Below are 19928 nucleotides of genomic sequence, written 5' to 3' on the forward strand. Positions count from 1 at the left end.
TGCCATGACGAGAACACTCACGATGAAACCCTTCAACACCTTGATCATGGCCATGGGCGCGTCGCTGTTGTTCAGCGCCAGCGCCTCACTGGCGGACGAGAACATCACCGCGCGGTTCCGGCCTGACCCGGCCAACCCGATGAAGAATGACTTTGAAAACACCACGCCGATCAGTTCGATCTGCGCGGCGCATATTCCAACCCAATGCAAGGCGTTGGGGATTTTCAGCCTCAGGGACAACGAGCTCAGGGCGCAATCCAATCAGCCGATCCTGGCCGAACACGAGGATGAGCGCCAAGGTTTCATGGTCAAGGTGCCGTCGGACTGGCGTGACCTGTCAGTGACCCATGCCGCAACAGGGGAAACTGAAATTGTCCAGTTGCGTATCGCCGGCATCGGTGCAAATTGGCGTATACCCAGACCGCCAGGCGTATCGACCTGGGCCAAACCCGGATTCAGTTGGCAAAGTCAGTGGCTGAATCCACCAAGTCCCTGTCGGCGTACCGGCCACCTTGCCGCGGGTGTCAGGGACGCCTCCTATTTTTGGCTGACGCCTGAAGGGGCTGGCCCTTGCGGTCTTAAGCCTTCCCACGATCTGAGCTATATGAACGTGGCCACGATGGAATACGCCTACGAACTCAGGACCCCCAACCCCCTGACCATGTCCGGTGGCCAATACTACGGCAGCATCACCTACACCATGGGACCGGGTGGCGATTACGATTTTGGTGACGTCCTGGTCCTGAATAAAAACGCCATCACGTTCAACTTCACCCTGAGCGTGGAGCACGACCTCAAAGTCGACCTCCCACCCGGCGGCAACCGCATCGAACTGATCCCCGACGGCGGCTGGCAAGCCTGGCTCAACCGTGGACGCTCGCCCACGCGGCTGTACCGCGACCAGACCTTCCGCATCGCCGCCAGTTCGCGTTTCAAGATGCAGCTGGAATGCTCGATCGTCATGGGCAACACCTGCGGCCTGCGCAATGCCAATGGGGATGAGGTGCCGTTGCAGGTCGCCGTGACCCTGCCCAGCGGCATCGATGGGCGCGGTAACCAGGCCGTGCTCAAGCGCCCGTTGCGCCTGGACGGTGACGGCACCGAACTGTTCCAGCCGCTGTTCTACGTGAACGACCGCCCGGGCACCTTGCACTTCGAGGTGTTGCGCGACGACATGGCCGACATGCTCAACCAGCCGGGCAGTACCTATTCGGGCGTGGCGACCGTGATCTGGGACTCGGAAATTTAGATCGGCCCCACTCCAACGGCGGGCCAGGCCCGTCGCAGTCAATCAACGAGGCGAAGTAAACGATGAAACAAGCAGTGTTATGGATCGGGTTGTGCCTGATGTCGCTCACCGTCCAGGCCGGGCCGCTGATCAACGTCGGGGTGGTGTACGACTACCTCGAAAGTGATCGCAGTTCCTACCTCAAGCGCGTGTTCAATGGCGGCACCAGCACCGCGTTCATCAAGGTCAACGTGTTGGAAATTGTCTACAACGCAGATGGCACCACCCGCGAAATTCCGGTGCCCTCGATCATCGATGACAAGGGCGTCACGACCAGTCGCGACGGCCTGATGGCCAGCCCGTCGCGACTGATCGTGCCGGTAAACGGCCGACAGGGCACGCGCCTGTTGTACATGGGCCCGCGCGACAAGGAACGCTATTTCCGCCTGCGCTTTATCCCCGTGGTCCCGGAAAAGGACGACAACTTCGGTATCAGCGACGAGGAGCGCGCCGACTACAAGGATCACCTGGCGGCCGGAATCAACGTGATGGCCGGCTACGGCACGGTGTTTTTCGTACGGCCCAAGGATGCGCGGTTCGACACCCGCATCAACGAGAGGCCTGACCAATACCAACTGCGTAACGCGGGCAACAGCACCGTGGTGCTCGACGAGTTCCACGACTGTTCGGTGACCAACCCCACTGACTGCGTGCCCACCACCAAGCACCACATCCTGCCCGAGCGACAACTGACGTTCGAGAAAAAACCGGGCCGTCGCTACAGCTTCGTGCTGGTGGAAGGGCTGGATAAAAAACCGCTGAAGGTCGAGAAGACTAACGGGTGATCATGATGTTCAAGCAGCTGACAAGATTCGGTGTACTGGCGGCCTGCATGCTGGCGGGCGCACCCACCTCGGCGATCCAGGAACGTCACTCGTTCGATGTCTCGGTGACCATCCCGGTAAACGAGGCCTATGTGCTGCCGTCCGAACCTGACTGGATGGGCCAGGACCAACTGCTGGCGTGGAACCTGGTGACCTCGCAACTGAGCCGCCTGCGCAAGAACTTCGACGTCAAGCACCTCAACGGCGGCGTCGCGGCCCGCCTTGGGGCCGAGCCGTATTTGTTTAACGGGCGTAACCGTATCGACCTGCAGGTGCAGTTCAACCAGGTAGCGCTGACCCTCGACCCGGTGGAAGTGGTCGGCGCCGCTGAAGCTCGAGTGGGACGCCGGGCCGAGCTGGACATCGCCGCCGTAGAGCCCGAAGGCGGCTATCGCGGCGGCGAGTACTACGGCACGGTGCACCTGGTGTTCGATTTCCTGGCGCCGTGATTGCCTACTCGGTGCTGGCTTTGAGCAAGGCTTCACGGGTCAAACGCCGCGCCAGCTCGTTATAGTCATGCTGGATATGGTCGTAGAAACCCAGCACCGTGCTGTCTGAAAACGCCTCTTCAGTAAGCACCACGCTGTACGGGATCACCAGATCGTCGGCCAGGCGGGTCAACTGCTCGCGCACACTGTCCGTCGGCGCAGCGACCCATTGCTCGTGCAATTCGAGCAGGTCCTGCAGGTGGCTGCCGGCCTCCGTGCGCAGCCTGCGCTGGGCGTTGAAGGCGCCCAGATAGGCCTCGTGCAGATAATCGCTCCAGAACGGCTGCTCCAGCAGGCCATTGATCAGACCATCGCCCTGTTGCAACTGGCGAATGGCGTGCGCCGCTCGGTCGAGATGGGCCTGAGTGACCTGGGCCGTGTTGCGATACACCATGTGTTCAGACAGCCATGGCAGGTCCAGGCGTGCCTTCAGCCCAGTTTGATAGGCGAGGTACACCTGCACGTCATCCACCTGGCCTTGACCGATGCCCAGTGTTTGTCCCAGGCCGCCTTCGTTGATCGGCAGGGTACGGCGCCGCACTTCTTCGCGGGCCAGACGGTTGACTTGGTCCAGGCGCCAGGCTTGTCGCGCCAGTTTTACCAGGCGGCTTTCGCGCTGGAGCAAAGCCTGTGGGGCGTCGTCCTTGAGGATCTGCTCAAGCAGGGTTTCGACGCCCATGCGATTGAAGATATGCGCGCCGGCATCCGCGCAATTGGGCGGCGTCGCGGCCAGGCTGAAGATGCGTTCACGAAAGCTCGGGTTCTGGTCCACCGTGAACAGCAACTGCCACACCCGGATGGCCAAATCTTCCCGCCCCTGCTGGAACAGTTGCGCGTCGATCTCGGTCTGGAACTCCACGGGTGGACGCAGCAGTTTGAACAGGTCAAACAAGCCCTGGGAGCCATGCTCCTGTTCCACGTCCTCCCAGACTTTGATGGCCTCGTCGCGCGCGTCGCCGCTCAAGCCAATCAGCCAGTATTCACGGTCGGACGGCTTGCTGCGCGGCGTGGTGCGGTAGGGATCGAAACCGAAGGCACGCCGATACGCGACCACGCGATCTTCGTCTGCCGGTTCCAGGCGGCTGCGGTCGAGCCAACTGCTGGCGACGATGCGGGCGCCCACCGAATCTTCGGCGAACGGTGGAACGCTGGCGATTCGGGTGTGGATCAGGTCCAACTCAGGGATGGCCAGCCTTGGACTGTCGAGGCCCGCCGGCCATTGGCTGATGCCGGTCCTGCGCAAGGTCAGTCGCCGCAGTTCGGGCAGCGGGCCGATGTCCGGCGGCACGCTCATCAATGCGTTGCCCTCCAGGTTCAGCGAGCGGAGCAAGGGCAGGTGCTTGAGTGCCTCGTAGTCGTAGCGGCCCCATCGGATCGGGTTGTCGCGCAGGTTCAGCGCGGTCAGTGCTTTCATGTCGGTCAGTTGGGACGGCACACCGGTCAGTTCATTCTCGGACAGGTCGACGATGCGCGTGGCGGGGAAATTGTCGAGAAAGCCCATTTCCTCGTCCTTCAGACGCGTGCCGCTCAGGTTCAGGCGGGTGACATGGCTGAAGTCCGCCCGCAGCGGCTCCATGTGTTGCACGTAGCGCCCCAGCACCAGATTGCTCAAGTCCAGGAGCGTGCCGCGCGGCTGTGGTTGTGGCGGCAACATGCGCAGGTAGGCGCCGTCTTCCCAGCAGCTTTGCAACTCTTTGATGATCAGCCCGCGCATGAGCAGCTCGTTTTGCGCGAGCACGCTGCCGACCGCGCCGAGAGGACGCTGTTTGCGGAGGCTGCGCAGGTCTTCGCCCAGCAACCGGTGGTCGGCCTCCAGCGTGCCCAGCAGCGCCTTACCTTGCGCAGTGTCGAGGAACGGCGAGACGCTGGCGATCTCTTCTGCGTTCAGTCGTGGGCACAGCTTGGTCAGGGTCTCTGCGGGCGTCGGTGCCGGGGTGGGTTGCCTGCGAAACAGGCGGCGGAAGGCCTCGAAGCCAGGTTTCTGCAGCAGGCGTTGGGTGCTGCGGTCGTCGGCCAGGCGCCCGGTCGGCGGTTCCAGCAGGGTGCGGCGCACGGCCAATGGTTCAAGTTTCGCCCTGAGCCAGGCTTTGAGGTTTTCACCCTGGCCAGGGCGCAAATCAACAGCCCCGTCAGGAAGCACACGCAATAGCGCTTCGAAAAAAAGGTAGTGCGCGGGCGGTGTCGACGCCGGTACCCCGTGGATCCGGTAGCGGCCCTGACCTTGGTAGATCAGGACTTTCTGTGTGGTGGACGCCTCCGGGCCTACCCGACACCGCAAGGCGCCCTCCGGCGATTGCTCATGGATGGCGATACTCAGGTCCCCCAAAGCATCGGTGTTCAGACGCAGGAGATTGAGGACCATGCGCTCGGTGTCCGGCGTCAGCAGGGCATCGTCATGCAAACCCTCACTGGCGTGACTGGCGCGGACTTCGTTGGCCAGTTCCCGGGCGAGGTTTTTCAGGCGCAGAGGGATGCGCTGTTCACGGCTCATCACGTCCAGTTCCTGGGGCGATGTGCGCAGTAGCAGCGTCGTCACCAGCTCTGCGGGCAACTGCGGGAACTGCTGTTGAATCAGTTGACCGTGAGGGGTGTCGAGCACTTCGCGTGCGCTGTAGAGGTGATTGAACATCGCAACAGTGTGTGGCGTGAGCCGATCGGCCAATTGGTTGCGCAGCGCCGCGACCCGCGCGGTTTGGGTCTCGGGCAGGGGCGAGGGCAGCAGGGCGTCGAGTTCCTTTTCGCTGAGAAACGCGAGGACTTGCTCTGGCAACGAGCCAGCCTGCACCTGCGCATGGCTGATGTTCAGGGTGTCGGCGGGCAACGCATCGGCGGCGCCATAACGCATGGCGTAGCCGCTCAGGTCCGGTTCGATGAACACGTCGATGGCTTTGTGCGACGGCCAGCCAGGTAACTCAGTGGTGGTTTGCACCGACCAGTTGGTCGGCAGCTCGGCCGGGGCGCCGGTGCGGATGCGCTGGGGTGTCTGTTCGACGTGCCGACGCAGTTGCAGGCGCTTGAGGCTGTCGGCCAGCAGTGGCGGAGGAGGGGAGCGGTCGGCATACATCATGCGCAGGGCGCCGTCGTGAGTTCCGCTGGTGGCGCAGGCTTGTGCCCGTTGCGCGGGAGTGAGGCCTTCCACCAGAAGAGGACCAAGGCGCTCGTGCAGCGCCGCGCTGTCCCAGGTGCGCGGGTCTTCACCTTCATGCAGCCAGGCGCCGTTGTCATTGTGTTCGAGTCGCGGGGAATAGGCCTCGGGGCGGGTCGGGTGCTGGATGCGGTAGGTGTCACTGGCGGCCTCGTGCGCGACCACGTAATGGCGGTCCTTCAGGCGCAGGATGCGTTGGTCCTGATGCTCGTGAAGACCCAGCGCGTCGGGCTGTGCATCGGCCGGCAATTGCAGATCATGCCGGGCATAGGGCGCCAGATCCGGGTTCCACAGGCGTGGTTGCCCGTTGACCTCGACCACCCGCAGATCATCGACGAACAGCGAGCGCCGCAACGCACCGCCCACGGCGGCACCGGCGGCAAACGTGCCCAGTTGCACCACCTCGCTGGTCACGCTCACCACATGTTCGGCGGCTTCGCGATATTGGCCCTCGGCCAGGTCGACGACCCCTTCAATGATCTCGCTGCTCAATTGATAAACGGTGTAGGCCAGCATCAACTCACCGAGAAACGGCACGAACGGCGTGATCACCATCAGGGCGGCGTTGAAGATATCCGTGATCATTTTCGTGGCGTTGTCCCACCAGGCCCAACGCTCGGCGCTGTCGGCATCGGAGGTGGACACCGCCATGCTGCGCCCGTCATTGAGGATTTTATTCAGCGCCTGCTGGTAGCGGTGTTCCCACAGCTCTGCGTCGATCCTGATGGCTGAAAACGGCAGCCGTTGGCCCAGCCCGGCAAAGAAGTGCCCGCGTTGGTTATGCCCGACAAACTCGCTGAAGAACTGCTGGTAGGTTTGCTGGCCGCGTGACGGGATCGCTGCGTTGGCGTGCAGCTTGCGTGTCAGATCCGTCATGAACGCCACGCTGGAGTCGTATTCCTTGACGGGACTTTCGGGGTCATGAGGGATGTAGGCGATCAGTTTCGACACGCTGGACACGCGGTCCAAATCCGCCGCAATCAGCAGTATGCCGGCCAGTGGCGCATCCAGGATGTTCAAACGGTAGAACTGCAGCACCCCGCGCTCGCCGCGCAGCGCTTGCAGCAGCACTGCGCACGCCGCGGGCCCCAGGTCCTTTTTCAGCACGGCCAATTGCGCGGCAGCCTTGAGCGCGGCCTTTTGGCTGGCAATGATGCGGGTCTTGAGCGTGGCGCGCAGGGCGAGGTCGGTCGGCAACAGATGCTGGTTCAGGTGCTGTTGATAGCGGGCGCCGAGGTTCAGTTCGCGGCACAGCGTCTTGAACTGCAGAAGGGGCATTCGCTCGGCCAGTGGCAGGATGTCGAAGTGGCCTCGGGCGTCCGGTTGGGTGATATAGCAGGAGTCTTTTTCAAAGCTTTCACCGGCGGCGAAGTTATGCAACGCGGCATCCAGCAACGACACCCTGCGGGTGGTCACCCCCTTGGAAATATCCAACGCATACCAGGGCAGTTGCGTGGGGATATACAGGTTGAGGTAGGTGGTTTTGACGTTCAGGTCCAGGCCGTGTTTTTCGCGGATGGCCTCCTGCAACAGCGGCTCGGAAAAACCATACAGGTCCTGCACGTCGCGAAGGTGTTGGTCCACGGCGTTTTGTGCGCGCCAGCCCTCGGCATTCGCCAACTGTAGCGTGGTGTGTTGATCGGGCGAGGCGCTGGCGTACCAGTCCGGTCGGGACAGCGTGGTGCTGTTGAACGGGCTGATTCGGGCGGGGACGGCGGTGGTGAGCCAGTCGGGAATTCTCTGCTGGATCAGCGCGTAATGAGGCCCCTTGTAGGGCGTTGCCAGAGGACTGGCAGGAGGGGGGGATTCGGGCATGCGATGGCGCTCGCTAAGGGATTCGAAGCCATTAGCGTATCCACTGAAGACTAGAACAAAAGCTCAAAATCCTGGGCGGTTCGGTGCGTTGAGCACCCGTTATTCGAATGAAAGATGCGCATAACTAACACCCTGTTTCGGCGGTTGGCACAGGGTCTGCGCGTCGGGTTGCAGGTAAGGCGTGAGGATCGGTGCCATACCCTTGAGCACCTGCACCGGCAGCGCCGACGTGAACGTGAATTGCTGCGCCGAACTGCCCGGAACGAATGCGGTGAGGGTGCCGAAGTGGTGCTCGCCGATATAGAACACGAACGTCGCGGTGCGGTTGATGGACTTGGAACTGAGCACACGCCCACCGGCGCCGATGGCTTCGATGCGGTTGTCGCCGGTACCGGTCTTGCCGCCCATGATCAAGGGTGTGCCGTCAGTCAGCTTGAAACTGCCGGCCACGCGTTTGGCGGTGCCGGCGTCCACCACTTGCGACAACGCGCCACGCAGGGCGGTGGCGACTTCGCTGGGCATGACGCGTTTGCCGCGATCGGGGTTGTTGACCAGGCGGGTTTCATAGGGCGTGTCGGCGGCAAAATGCAGGCTGTCGATGCGCAGGGTCGGTTCGCGTACGCCGTCATTGAGGATGATCCCCACCAATTCCGCCAGCGCAGCGGGGCGGTCGCCGGAGCTGCCGATGGCCGTGGCCAGCGATGGCACCAGATGGTCGAAGGGGTAGCCGACTGCCTGCCAGCGCTGGTGAATATCCAGAAACGCTTCGATTTCCAGCATGGTGCGGATGCGACTGTCACGGGCGCTCTTGTGGCGGCTCTTGAACAGCCAGCCATAGACTTCCTGGCGCTCATGCTCACTGGCGGCGACGGCCTGGGTGAAGGTGGCGTCGGGGTGTTCCAGCAAGTAGCCGAGCAGCCACAATTCCAGCGGATGGACCTTGGCGATGTAGCCTTGGTCCGGCAGGTCGTAGGCGCCCGGGCCGTAGGCCTGATAGAGCTTGGTCAGGCGCTCGTCGCTGAGTTTTTCCGGTTCCTTGCTCTTGAGGTGAGCGCGCACGAACCCGTTGAAACTCTGCTGGCTGGCCTGGGGCAGCAGGTAGCGGTGCACGGCGGCCAGGCGTATGGCGGTGGGGTGCATGCTGTCGAGGAAGGTGTCGAGCCGCGCCTGGGTGTCCTTGTTGCGGTAGCGTTTCCAGAAACGCAGCAGAAAGGTGGTGCCCTCACGGTCGGCGAACTGGGCCAGGTATTCCTGGCGGCGCGGGTCGCTGTCGTCCTTGAGCAACTCGGCGCTGTTGTTGGGGCCGTGGTAGGTGCTGTAACGCACTAGGTCGCGCATCAGGCGAATGAACGGCAGGTTGATCGACTCGCGCAGGGCATCGCGCAGGCTCGGGCTGCGACCATTGTCTTCGTTGCGAAAATTGTGGAAGCGGTGCAGGCCGCCACCGGTGAAAAAGCTCTCGCCAGGGCTGGCGGAATACTGCCGGTCGAGGGCTGCGTCGAGCATCTTCGCGAGGCTGCGGTCGGTGCTTTGCGCCAAGTAGTCCACGGCCCAGCGCGACAGGCGATCCTGCTCGTCGACGCTGACTTTTTTCAGTGCGGCGGCGGGCTGTGCGCCATAGCGATCATGCAGTTCGCTGATGATCTGCAAATAGGTGGTCAGCACCCGTAGCTTGGCGGTGGAGCCCAATTCCAGCTTGCTGCTCTCGTTGATGTCGAAGGGTTGGTCGGTGTTGTCGGTCTGCACACGCACCCGTGCGCCGTCGGCGGTCATCTCGTAGAGGGTGAAGCTGTAGCGCACTTGCGCGGTGCTGGCCGGCGTCAGCAGCCGTGGCCCGAGCAGACCCAGTTGCGCGGCGAAGGCAGGGTCAGCGAGCTGCTTGAGGTAGGCGGTGGCCTGGGTTTGCAGGTCGTTCTGCAAGGTGCTGGTGGCGGCCAGATCGAGGCGGTCGAGGTCGTACAGCGATCGGTTGAGCAGCGCGGCCAGGCGACTGCGCGCAACGCTGATGCCCTTGTTGGTCTCGACCGGTTGCAAGGTCGGTTGCTGCTGCCAGTCGCGGTACGTCACCTGACTCGCCAGCGCGGCATCGGCCAGGGCCGGTTCGATGACGCCGTTCTGTTTGAGCAGACGCAGGTGGCTGTCGGTCAGGTCCGCAAGTTCCGGGCGGCCTTTGGACAAGTAATGGGACGGCCGGCGCTGGGCAATCATCAGCGACAATACTTCGCGCAGGGCCACACCTTTTTGCTCGAGGTTGCCAGTGCCGGTGTCGGCCAGCAGCGCATTGGTGCGCTTGAAGTCGGCGCCGTACCACACCCGCAGACCTTCGGCCATGCCGTGCACTTCACCATGGCCAGGCACAGCGGACAGCGGCACGCTGTTGAGGTAATCGCGCACGATGTTCTGGCGCGCGAGCAAGGTCTGCGGGCCGTCCTGGTAGGCGCGCACGCTGGCAGAAAACATCTGGCGCAGCTTCTCGCTACCGGACAGGGTCAGGCCGTCGGGGGAGTGGCGGTATTTTTCCAGTTGGGTGGCGAGGGTGCTGCCGCCGGCGCTTTGCCCGGGCAGGTGCAGCACGCGGGCGACTTGCGACCACCCGGCCTTGGCGAAGCGCGGCCAATCCACCGCCGGGTTGGCCTGGGGCTGTGCGGGGTCCAGCAGGTCACGGTTTTCGATGAACAGCAGGCTGCTGACCACCACCGGCGGGATCGCGGTGAAGTCCGGGTAAAACTGCTGGGGGTAGCTGAACTGGTACAGCGGCGTGGAGCGGCAGTCCTTGATCGACAGGCCGGCCTGGATTTTTTCGGCGTAGGGCACAAACAGCCCGTGGGCGGTGTAGTCCATCAAGGCGTCGGAAAACTGCGCCTGGCTCTGGATCAGGAAATTGCGCTTGAGCAGGCGTGGCAGGAATTCATCGATGGCGCTGTAGCCCAGGCGTTTGTCGAAGGGCCCTTCACCGGGGTAAACGATGCGGTCGCTGGCGCCGGGCTCCACCGTGTAGCTGAGGGTCGTGGCCAGACGGCTCAGTTCGCGGGACTGCCAGTCGGCGCTGCGCATTTCGCGCTGGGCGACATACGCTGCGGCGATCAGCGCGATCACCAGTAGCAGCCACACCATTCGCCACCTGTACAACCGCTTGCGGGGGCGTCGTGGCAATGGCTGTTCATCCTCGCTGTCGGCAGGCGCCGCAGCTTTGGTTGAATCGGTTTGCCATAAAGCGCCCATAGTCGATTGATCCCATCCCGGCAGATTGATCGGACTTGTCTCAAGCGTAGACGCTGATTGGCTTGCGTGAGGAATTTGTCGACCGGGCCGGGCATGGGCAAAGCCCGATGACAGCGTAGGTGGCTTGAAGGGTCGCACCAATGGTGTGCGATACTCCCACCGCTAAATCGTATTAAGGCGGCAATTCCCGCTGAATATTGCCTTTTATAGAGTGAAAATCACTGGGTTGAGCTTTTTATACTGCATCCCCCCGATCTGGCCCCGCCGGACCGGTTTGCCCACAAGGTGAACCGGCGATGGCATGTCACGGCAGACCCGCCGCGACGTGCTGGACTCGGAGGCTCATATCCAATAACAAGACGAGGTTGTATCCCTATGCCAGTCGGCAACCACCTGCCCCATGGCGAGACCGCTTCGGGCGGCCCGCTCAAACGCGAACTGGGTGAGCGGCATATCCGCCTGATGGCGCTCGGCGCCTGTATCGGTGTCGGCCTGTTCCTCGGCTCGGCCAAGGCCATCGAAATGGCCGGCCCGGCCATCATGCTCTCCTACATCATCGGCGGCCTGGCCATCCTGGTGATCATGCGCGCCCTCGGCGAAATGGCCGTGCATAACCCGGTGGCCGGCTCGTTCAGTCGTTATGCCCAGGATTATCTCGGCCCGTTGGCGGGCTTTCTGACCGGCTGGAATTATTGGTTCCTGTGGCTGGTGACCTGTGTGGCCGAGATCACCGCCGTGGCGGTGTACATGGGCGTGTGGTTCCCCGACACCCCGCGCTGGATCTGGGCCCTGGCGGCGCTGATCAGCATGGGCACCATCAACCTGATCGCGGTAAAAGCCTTTGGTGAGTTCGAGTTCTGGTTCGCGCTGATCAAGATCGTCACCATCATTGCCATGGTGATCGGCGGCGTCGGCATCATCGCCTTCGGCTTTGGCAACGACGGCGTGGCGCTGGGGATTTCGAACCTGTGGGCCCATGGCGGCTTCATGCCCAATGGCGTGCAGGGTGTGCTGATGTCACTGCAGATGGTGATGTTCGCCTACCTCGGCGTGGAGATGATCGGCCTCACCGCCGGCGAAGCGCGCAACCCGCAGAAGACTATTCCGAGCGCAATCGGGTCGGTGTTCTGGCGCATCCTGTTGTTCTACGTGGGCGCGTTGTTCGTGATCCTGTCGATCTACCCGTGGAATGAAATCGGCACCCAGGGCAGCCCGTTCGTGATGACTTTCGAGCGTCTGGGCATCAAGACCGCAGCGGGCATCATCAACTTCGTGGTGATCACGGCGGCGCTGTCGTCGTGCAACGGCGGCATCTTCAGCACCGGGCGCATGCTCTACAGCCTGGCGCAGAACGGCCAGGCGCCGGCCGCGTTCGCCACCACGTCGAGCAACGGCGTGCCGCGCAAAGCCTTGCTGCTGTCGATCTTCGCCTTGCTGCTCGGCGTGCTGCTCAACTACCTGGTGCCGGAGAAAGTTTTCGTCTGGGTCACGTCCATCGCCACCTTCGGCGCAATCTGGACTTGGGTGATGATCCTGTTGGCCCAGCTCAAGTTTCGCAAGAGCCTGAGCCCGGCCGAGCAGAAAGCCCTGAAGTACCGCATGTGGCTGTACCCGGTCAGTTCGTACCTGGCGCTGGCGTTCCTGGTGCTGGTGCTGGGCCTGATGGCGTACTTCCCGGACACCCGCATCGCGCTGTACGTCGGTCCAGTCTTCCTGGTGCTGCTGACCGTGTTATTCTACGTGTTCAAGCTGCAACCGAACACCGCCAACGCGGCGCCAGTGCACTCCGCCTGACGCCTGGCAAGGCCCGCTGCGTGCGGCGGGCCTTACCCTTCAGCTGGCCTGTGTGACCAGCTTGTGCGACTGATCCAGGCGCTTGTTGAATTCCAGCCACAACCCCAGCATCACCATCAATGAAGCGCCGACCAGCGCTGTCAGCAGTTGCATCAGCAGCGCATCGCCAGCCATCGCATTGACCATGTCGGCCAACGGCGCCAGCACGACGCCCAGGCAAAACACTTCCAGTGAATAACGGCCCATGCGGCAGGTGTGCTGCGCCAGCCAGTTGTCGGTCCAGCCGCGTCCGGGCAACAGCTTGGCGGTGACATACGCCAGTGTGAGGAAGTGCAGCAGGCGCAGCGGCGACAGGTCGGTCTTGCTGATTGGGTAGATCAGATCGCTGACCGCCGATGGCATCCACGTATCGTGCACTTCGGGCCAGCGCCACGACAGTGTCAGCACCGCTGCAGCCAGGGTGTAGATCGCCGCCGCCATGAACAACGGCTGTCGGCGCAGTGGCCGCAGTTCGGCCGGGCGCTCGCGGCTGGCATGAATCGCCGCCGCGCCACCGAGGATGAACAGAAACTGCCAGGTCACCGGGTTGAAGTACCACACGCCGTCGGCAATCGCCCGCAGGTTCCAGCCCATCCACGGCGCCAGCAGGTACACCGTCATCGACGCGCCCACCACCAGCCAGGTCTTGCGCAGCAACAGCGGCAACACCAGCGGCAAACCACCGAGCAGCACGATATACAACGGCAGCGGGTCCATCAGGTTGGGCTTGAAACGCAGCAGAAGTTCATCGGTCAGCGCCTGCTGCGGGTGGGTGACGAAGTGCGTCAGGCCCATCTCCTCGACGAGGTCGCGGGTTTCCACATGGCTGTTGGCGAAGAACACGATGCCCATCAGCATCGCCAGCAAGAAGATGTGCACCACGTACAACACCCAGGTACGGCGCAGGATCTTCAGCGTGGCGAACCAATAGCCATCACGCTGCAGGATCTTGCCGTAGGCCAGCACAGCGGCGTAGCCGGCGAGGAACACGAAGACTTCGGCCGCATCGCTGAAACCGAAATTGCGTAGGGTGATCTGGCCGAGGGGATTGTGGGGAACGTGATCCCAAAAAATGAAGATCAACGCCAGGCCCCGAAAAAAATCGATGCGCGGGTCGCGTCCGTTCAGCATGGCAGCGGGCTCTTTGACGAAAGGTTTAGTAATGACAGGCGCAGGCGCGAATTGTCGTGCGCCGCAGGTCGGGCGGGCGCAGGTTGGCGGTATTTCCAAGCAATTGCAAAGGCTGGATATTACTGAATGTCTCTAGACGTCAATGATCTCTGACGTGCCCTGGGTATCGGGGAGTACAGCATGAGAGGAGGCTGCTTTAACAAGGTACAACTGAACCGTCTCTCCGGGGATTTCGTTAACAACGATGCCCTCGGTGGTCCGGTTCAGTCTGGAAAGGCTGGGTCAGAACGCATCCATCAACAGCACTTTGCATGGCTTGGCCTGGTGCTCGTTTATCTGCGGCACCAGCCGGGTAAAGTGTTCGGTCTGGCAATGCGTGTCGAGCGCGGCCTGGTCGGGCCATTGCTCAATGAAAATGAAGTGCCCGGGGTCGTCCTGATCGACAAACAGGTCGTAGGCGATGCACAGCGGTTCCTGGCGGGTTTTTTCCACCAGTTCGGCGTACCAGGGACGTACCGTGTCGAGGTGTTCGGGCTTGATGAAATCTTCAGCGATGACCTTCAGCATGGTTAGCGTCCTTAAGCCGCGGCTACGTCGTGGGGCTCAAAACTGTCCGCACGCGCCATCTGCCACATCCGCGAATAGAATTCGCCGTTCACCTCGCCGGTGAGCAACTCGCCTGGCTTGAGGAACACATGCAACTGCGAGAACAACTTGATCTCGGTCGCCGACATGCGCCGCACCAGGTGCTTGGCCGACAGTTGCGACGGATGATCCAGGCCTGCCGCCGCGAGCATCTCGGCCAGGGCCTTGAGGGTGTTGCGGTGGAAGTTGAATACGCGCTGGGCCTTGTCCGGCACCACCAGGGCGCGCTGGCGCAGCGGGTCTTGGGTGGCGACGCCGGTGGGGCATTTGTTGGTGTGACAGCTTTGCGATTGGATGCAGCCGATGGCGAACATGAAGCCGCGCGCCGAGTTGGCCCAGTCGGCGCCGATGGCCAGGACGCTGGCGATGTCGAAGGCGCTGACGATCTTGCCGCTGGCGCCGAGCTTGATCTTGTCGCGCAGGTTCAGGCCCACCAGGGTGTTGTGCACAAACAACAGGCCTTCACGCAGCGGCACGCCGATATGGTCGGTGAACTCCACGGGCGCCGCGCCGGTGCCGCCTTCTTTGCCGTCTACCACGATAAAGTCCGGGAGGATGCCGGTTTCGAGCATGGCCTTGGCGATGCCCATGAATTCCCACGGGTGGCCCAGGCAGAACTTGAAACCTACCGGCTTGCCGCCGGACAGCTCGCGCAGTTGGGCGATGAATTGCATCAGTTCGATGGGCGTGGAGAACGCACTGTGGCGCGACGGCGAGATGCAGTCTTCGCCCATCAGGATGCCACGGGTCTCGGCGATTTCTTTAGTCACCTTGTGCTTGGGCAGGATCCCGCCATGGCCGGGTTTTGCGCCCTGGCTCATCTTGATTTCGATCATGCGCACCTGTGGGTTCTGCGCCTGCACGGCAAAGCGCTCCGGGTCGAAGCGGCCGTCGCTGGTGCGGCAGCCGAAGTAGCCGCTGCCCAGTTCCCAGGTCAGGTCACCGCCGTTTTCGCGGTGATAGGGGCTGATGCTGCCTTCGCCAGTGTCATGGGCGAAGTTGCCCAGCTTGGCGCCCTGGTTGAGCGCGCGGATGGCGTTGGCACTCAATGATCCAAAGCTCATCGCCGATATGTTGAACACTGACGCCGAGTACGGCTGCGTGCACTGCGGACCGCCGACCATCACGCGAAAGGCGCTGGGGTCACTCAACGGCGCGGGGCGCATGGAGTGGCCGATAAATTCGAAGCCCGCCTGATACACGTCAATCAGGGTGCCGAAGGGCTTGTCGGCGGTTTCGTTCTTGGCCCGCGAGTAAACCAGTGAGCGTTGCGAACGCGAGAAGGGCAGGGCGTCGCTGTCGGACTCCAGCAGGTACTGGCGGATTTCCGGGCGGATGGCTTCTACCAGGTAACGGATATTGCCCAGGATCGGGTAGTTGCGGCGCACCGCGTGGGGACTTTGCAACAGGTCGAAGATACCGATCAGGCTCAACACGCCGGTGACCAGGGTGATGGGCCACAGCCATTCGTGTTGGATAAAGGGAAGGCTGGCGAGGGTGAAAATGACGCACACGGCAAAGAAGGCGTAACGGCTTAGCAAGGACAGGCTCATACGGTTTCCTTGGGTTCGGACTCTCAGGTCGATCCGGCATTCTGCGCCAGTAAGGAAAGCCCGGACAACCCACAGTGGTATTCAGCGAGCGCGTGTGGGGGGCTCGGATGGGCCTGAGGCAGAGAGTTCACGGCTGTCCGTGACCTCGAACCGAGCCTGATGGGTGGTGGTCGAATCGCCGCCGACGAAGACGGTAAAAGTGCCGGCCTCTATTACCGGCGAAAAATGTTGATTGAGCAGTGCGAAGTCCTGTGGGCCAAGATTGAAGTTCACGCTGCGCGTCTCACCGGGCGCCAGGTGGATTTTGCGAAAGCCGCGCAGTTGGCGGACTGGGCGAGTGACGCTGGCGACGTCGTCGCGCAGGTACAGCTGGACGATTTCATCACCGGCGCGCTGCCCGGTATTGGTGACGTTCACGTGTACCGTCAGGGACTCGGTGGACGCTAGCCGCTCGGCGCTGATCCGAGGCGTGTCATAGCTGAACGAGGTATAGCTGAGGCCGAAACCGAAGGGATACAGCGGCGTCCAGAGTTCATCGATGTAGCCGGACTCATAACCGCCGGCACCGGTGGGCGGGCGGCCGGTGTTTTTGTGCGCGTAGTAGAGGGGGATCTGCCCCACGTTACGGGGGACGGTGATCGGCAGTTTGCCGCTGGGGTTGATGTCACCGAACAGAACATCGGCCACCGCGTTGCCCATTTCACTGCCCAGGAACCAGGTTTCCAAAAGTGCCGGCGCCTCGCGCACGGTCTTCGAGAACACGAGCGGGCGGCCATTCATCAGCACGATGACCACGGGCTTGCCGGTGTCCAACAGGGCACGCAACAACGTGTCCTGGGCACCCGGCAGGCCCAAGTCCGTGCGACTGCGAGCTTCACCGCTCTGATCGGCGCGCTCACCGAGCACCGCGATCACCACCTCGGCATCGCGGGCGGCCTGCAGGACTTCTGCCAGGTCATCAACCGCGTTGCTGATGGGCGATGCACCGCCCAGGTAAACCACCTCGGTGTCGGGGGCGACGGCATGGCGTATGCCCTGCAAGACCGTGATCGAATCTTCAGGATGAGCCGCCAAGGCCCAGGGGCCGATCGTGGCTTCGGCATCCGTGGCCAGGCTGCCGACCACCAGCACGTTGCGCAGGTGCTTGGACAGGGGCAGCAGTGCGTCGTTGTTTTTCAGCAGCACAATGGATTTCTGCGCAGCCTCTCGGGCCAGGGCCCGGTGCTGCGGTGTCAGGGTATTGGCTCGCTGCCGCGCCTCATTGCTGTAGCGGTAAGGGTCATCGAACAGGCCCAGGCGTTGTTTAGTCTGGAGGACGCGGCGCACCGCAGCATCCACTGCGGCCATGGGGATCTGGCCAGTGCGCACCAGTGTCGGCAGGTATCGGCGGTACATCTGGCTGGCCATGTCGACGTCCACGCCGGCGGTGAGTGCCAGCCGCGCCGTGTCGGCCGGAATATCCGCTACGCCATGCTGACTCAACTCCCAGATCGCGTTGAAGTCACTGACAATCAGGCCGGTGAATCGCCATTGATTGCGCAGCACCCCGGTCAATAACGCGGTGTTGCTGTGCAGGGGTGTCCCGGCTATTTCGTTGAACGAGGGCATGATTGCATCGACGCCCGCCGCGACGGCCGCCCGGAAAGGCGGTAAGTGCACTTCCTGCAAGGTGCGTTCCGACACGTCGGCGACGTTATAGTCCCGCCCACCCTCGGCCGCGCCGTAGGTGACGAAGTGTTTCGCGGTCGTCAGCATGAACGAGCTGTCGTGCGGCCCCGCACCGTGGAACCCCTTTACCTTGGCACTGGCCAGCGCTGCGCCCAAAAACGGATCTTCGCCGGTACTTTCCACCACACGGCCCCAGCGCGGGTCGCGGGCGATGTCGACCATGGGCGCGAACGTCCAGTGCACGCCGCTGGCCGTCGCTTCAATGGCAGCCGCGCGAGCGGTGCGCTGCGCCAGGTCGGGGTCCCAGGCCGAGGCTTCCGCCAACGGCACGGGAAATACGGTTCGAAAGCCGTGAATCACATCGAATGCAAACAGCAGCGGTATGTGCAGGCGCGAGTGGGTGACGACGTGTTTCTGCAGCGCGAGAGTCTGCTCGAAACCGTACGCGCCAAGGATCGAGCCGACCATGCTCTCGGGCAGATGCGACTGTGTGCCTTGGTCGATGACAGGGCCGGTCGGTGTGTCCTGAATGCCGAGCTGGCTGAGTTGGCCGATTTTTTCTTCGAGCGTCATCTGTTGCAGCAAGCCTTCCACCCATTCCTGCTCATTGGCCGGCAGGGCTGCGGTGCTGACACTGAGCGTCAGGTAGAGCAGCGTCAATTGACGAAAGCGCTTCATTGCCGGTTGCCGGTGTCAGCCGTTGAAGCGACACCGATTGCCGTCGAATCCGAGTTGAAGGGGTGGTACTGATACAGCCAGGTCTCTGACAGCGGCTGACCGTCCAGGCGCAGGAAAAGGCGCAGCTCCACCGGTTCCTTGCCGTCGACGGCTAAATCGAACTGTGCTCGCCAATGACCGACGACGCCGTCCGGCACGGCTTCGGTGAAGACAAGTCCAAGCTCGCCTCGGGAGCAACTGATCACGGCTTCGGGCTTGACGCCCGGTGCAAGTTTTTCCAACGGAGCGCCTTGAAATTCGACGACAAATTTACGCACTCCCGCGGGACGTGTCTGCCCGGGTTGGCCGCCTTTGCCCAGACGCGTGGCCAAGCACACCGCCAATGGCGAAGCGTAAGGCTCCTGGGCCAGCCAGTGCAGGCGATAACGTAGCGTATAGCGATTGCCCGCTTCGGCGGGGGCCGAGGGCACCCACATGGCGACGATGTTGTCGTGGATCTCATCGTCAGTGCCATTTTCCATCAGTTGTACGCTGCCTTCGCCCCAGTCGCCCAACGGCTCGACCCATAGGCTGGGGCGGCGCTGATAATTCACGCCATCGAGGTAGTGGTCAAAATTGCGGTCACGTTGTAACAGGCCGAAGCCCTTCGGTTGATGGTCGCTGAACGCCGAAACCACAGTGCGCGGCGGGTTGTTCAGAGGGCGCCAGATGCGCTCGCCGTTGCCGGTCCAGAGCGCCAGTCCGTCGCTGTCATGGACTTCGGGGCGCCAATCGGCGGCGGTTCGCTTGGCGGTTTCACTGAACCAGAACATCGAAGTCAGCGGTGCAATGCCCAGCCGGCGGACGCTCTTGCGCAGGAAGAACGTGCAGTCGACGTCCATGATCACGCCCTGCATGCGGTCGATCACGAAACGGTAGGCGCCGCAGATACTGGGCCCGTCGAGCCGCGCATAGAGGGTCATGGACGTGGCGTGCAGGTCCTTCGGCGGTTCGAACCAGATGTGGGTGAAGGCGGGAAATTCTTCGGCCTTGCCGGCCTCAGCCACGTCCAGGGCAATCGCCCGTGCCGACAGACCGTACTGGTACAACTCGCCGATAGCCCGGAAGTACGATGCGCCAAGAAAGGCCACCCAGTCGTTCTGTTGCCACGGGAGTTTGGTCTGGTTGCCCAGACGGCTTTCCTGGATGCGAAAACCGGCGAATCCACTGTTACGGGGCAAGGCGTGGGCCGGGCTGTCGAAGTTCGCCGGGTCGTAAACGATCTCGCGGGCGACGCCGTTGTCCAGCGCATACACCCTCACCGGTGTGCGAAAAAATGATCCCAGATGGAAGAAGGTCACGGGAAACTGCCCCGGCCCCTTGGCAAACAGAGCCAACTCGGGTTTGAAGCGGATCTGGCCGTGGGCGGCGTAGTCGAGTTTCGTCAACAGCGCGTCCGAGTCCGTGTTGGGATAACGGTAGGGTTTCAAGGCATCGGTTTGTGCCTGTTCGATCAAGCCGTCGAAGGAAAAGGGGTCGGCCTGCTCGGCACTGTCGGCAGCCAGGGCGCCCTTGCCCAGATGCGTGAGCAGGGCGGTCAGCGAAGCGTACGCCAGGAATTCGCGACGTGTGGACATGGTGACCATTCCTTGGACGAAG

11 protein-coding genes are annotated in these 19928 nt (G+C 62.6%); 4 read left to right on the plus strand and 7 right to left on the minus strand.

What is annotated here, in order from left to right:
* Window positions 1-4 precede the first annotated feature (4 nt).
* The 3 genes from AOA61_RS04285 (at window position 5) to AOA61_RS04295 (ending at window position 2561) form a co-directional block, all read left to right on the plus strand.
* Window positions 5-1249, plus strand: a complete 1245-nt coding sequence (locus AOA61_RS04285) for a hypothetical protein (protein ID WP_241089526.1) — start codon at window positions 5-7, stop codon at window positions 1247-1249.
* A gap of 62 nt (window positions 1250-1311) precedes the next feature.
* Complete coding sequence (locus tag AOA61_RS04290; RefSeq protein WP_032891860.1) at window positions 1312-2073, plus strand: pilus assembly protein; 762 nt, start codon at window positions 1312-1314, stop codon at window positions 2071-2073.
* 5 nt (window positions 2074-2078) lie between these two features.
* Complete coding sequence (locus AOA61_RS04295) at window positions 2079-2561, plus strand: CS1 type fimbrial major subunit (protein ID WP_032891885.1); 483 nt, start codon at window positions 2079-2081, stop codon at window positions 2559-2561.
* Window positions 2562-2565: 4 nt separating this feature from the next.
* Here the strand turns inward: AOA61_RS04295 and AOA61_RS04300 are convergent, their stop codons facing one another.
* Together AOA61_RS04300 and AOA61_RS04305 are read right to left on the minus strand one after the other, a co-directional pair.
* The gene (locus AOA61_RS04300; RefSeq protein ID WP_099601201.1) at window positions 2566-7560 is read right to left on the minus strand and encodes an NEL-type E3 ubiquitin ligase domain-containing protein; all 4995 of its coding nucleotides are present in this window, start codon (window positions 7558-7560) and stop codon (window positions 2566-2568) included.
* 99 nt (window positions 7561-7659) lie between these two features.
* Window positions 7660-10782 (minus strand): transglycosylase domain-containing protein, encoded by a 3123-nt coding sequence (locus AOA61_RS04305; RefSeq protein ID WP_099601202.1) that lies wholly within the window; start codon window positions 10780-10782, stop codon window positions 7660-7662.
* A 375-nt stretch (window positions 10783-11157) separates the two neighbouring features.
* On the opposite strand from AOA61_RS04305, the gene AOA61_RS04310 reads away from it, so the two are divergent.
* On the plus strand, window positions 11158-12576 hold the full coding sequence (locus AOA61_RS04310) for an amino acid permease (protein WP_099601203.1): 1419 nt from the start codon (window positions 11158-11160) through the stop codon (window positions 12574-12576).
* 39 nt (window positions 12577-12615) lie between these two features.
* Here AOA61_RS04310 and AOA61_RS04315 read toward each other — a convergent pair whose 3' ends face one another.
* From AOA61_RS04315 to AOA61_RS04335, 5 genes are all read right to left on the minus strand, one after another.
* Window positions 12616-13746, minus strand: coding sequence for an OpgC family protein (locus AOA61_RS04315; RefSeq protein ID WP_099601204.1), 1131 nt, complete (start codon window positions 13744-13746; stop codon window positions 12616-12618).
* 282 nt (window positions 13747-14028) lie between these two features.
* A complete protein-coding gene (locus tag AOA61_RS04320) occupies window positions 14029-14313 on the minus strand; it encodes a putative quinol monooxygenase (RefSeq protein ID WP_099601205.1) in 285 nt (94 codons plus the stop codon).
* 11 nt (window positions 14314-14324) lie between these two features.
* Window positions 14325-15944 carry an FMN-binding glutamate synthase family protein gene (locus AOA61_RS04325; RefSeq protein ID WP_095183934.1) on the minus strand — a complete coding sequence of 540 codons (1620 nt, stop codon included), beginning with the start codon at window positions 15942-15944 and terminating at the stop codon, window positions 14325-14327.
* Between the two features lie 81 nt (window positions 15945-16025).
* On the minus strand, window positions 16026-18290 hold the full coding sequence (gene bglX, locus AOA61_RS04330) for a beta-glucosidase BglX (RefSeq protein WP_099601206.1): 2265 nt from the start codon (window positions 18288-18290) through the stop codon (window positions 16026-16028).
* Window positions 18287-19906 carry a glucan biosynthesis protein gene (locus tag AOA61_RS04335; protein ID WP_099601207.1) on the minus strand — a complete coding sequence of 540 codons (1620 nt, stop codon included), beginning with the start codon at window positions 19904-19906 and terminating at the stop codon, window positions 18287-18289. The genes bglX and AOA61_RS04335 overlap by 4 nt, the downstream gene beginning before the upstream one ends.
* Window positions 19907-19928 lie beyond the last annotated feature (22 nt).

The organism is Pseudomonas sp. 2995-1 (assembly GCF_002742505.1).
In the GTDB taxonomy this organism is placed as follows: Bacteria; Pseudomonadota; Gammaproteobacteria; order Pseudomonadales; family Pseudomonadaceae; genus Aquipseudomonas; species Aquipseudomonas sivasensis.

Bases quoted from the DNA above. Each gene is read 5' to 3' on its own strand.
- AOA61_RS04285 (WP_241089526.1), top strand. From the start codon at position 5: ATGACGAGAACACTCACGATGAAACCCTTCAACACCTTGATCATGGCC.
- AOA61_RS04290 (WP_032891860.1), top strand. From the start codon at position 1,312: ATGAAACAAGCAGTGTTATGGATCGGGTTGTGCCTGATGTCGCTCACC.
- AOA61_RS04295 (WP_032891885.1), top strand. From the start codon at position 2,079: ATGTTCAAGCAGCTGACAAGATTCGGTGTACTGGCGGCCTGCATGCTG.
- AOA61_RS04300 (WP_099601201.1), bottom strand. From the start codon at position 7,560: ATGCCCGAATCCCCCCCTCCTGCCAGTCCTCTGGCAACGCCCTACAAG.
- AOA61_RS04305 (WP_099601202.1), bottom strand. From the start codon at position 10,782: ATGGGCGCTTTATGGCAAACCGATTCAACCAAAGCTGCGGCGCCTGCC.
- AOA61_RS04310 (WP_099601203.1), top strand. From the start codon at position 11,158: ATGCCAGTCGGCAACCACCTGCCCCATGGCGAGACCGCTTCGGGCGGC.
- AOA61_RS04315 (WP_099601204.1), bottom strand. From the start codon at position 13,746: ATGCTGAACGGACGCGACCCGCGCATCGATTTTTTTCGGGGCCTGGCG.
- AOA61_RS04320 (WP_099601205.1), bottom strand. From the start codon at position 14,313: ATGCTGAAGGTCATCGCTGAAGATTTCATCAAGCCCGAACACCTCGAC.
- AOA61_RS04325 (WP_095183934.1), bottom strand. From the start codon at position 15,944: ATGAGCCTGTCCTTGCTAAGCCGTTACGCCTTCTTTGCCGTGTGCGTC.
- bglX (WP_099601206.1), bottom strand. From the start codon at position 18,290: ATGAAGCGCTTTCGTCAATTGACGCTGCTCTACCTGACGCTCAGTGTC.
- AOA61_RS04335 (WP_099601207.1), bottom strand. From the start codon at position 19,906: ATGTCCACACGTCGCGAATTCCTGGCGTACGCTTCGCTGACCGCCCTG.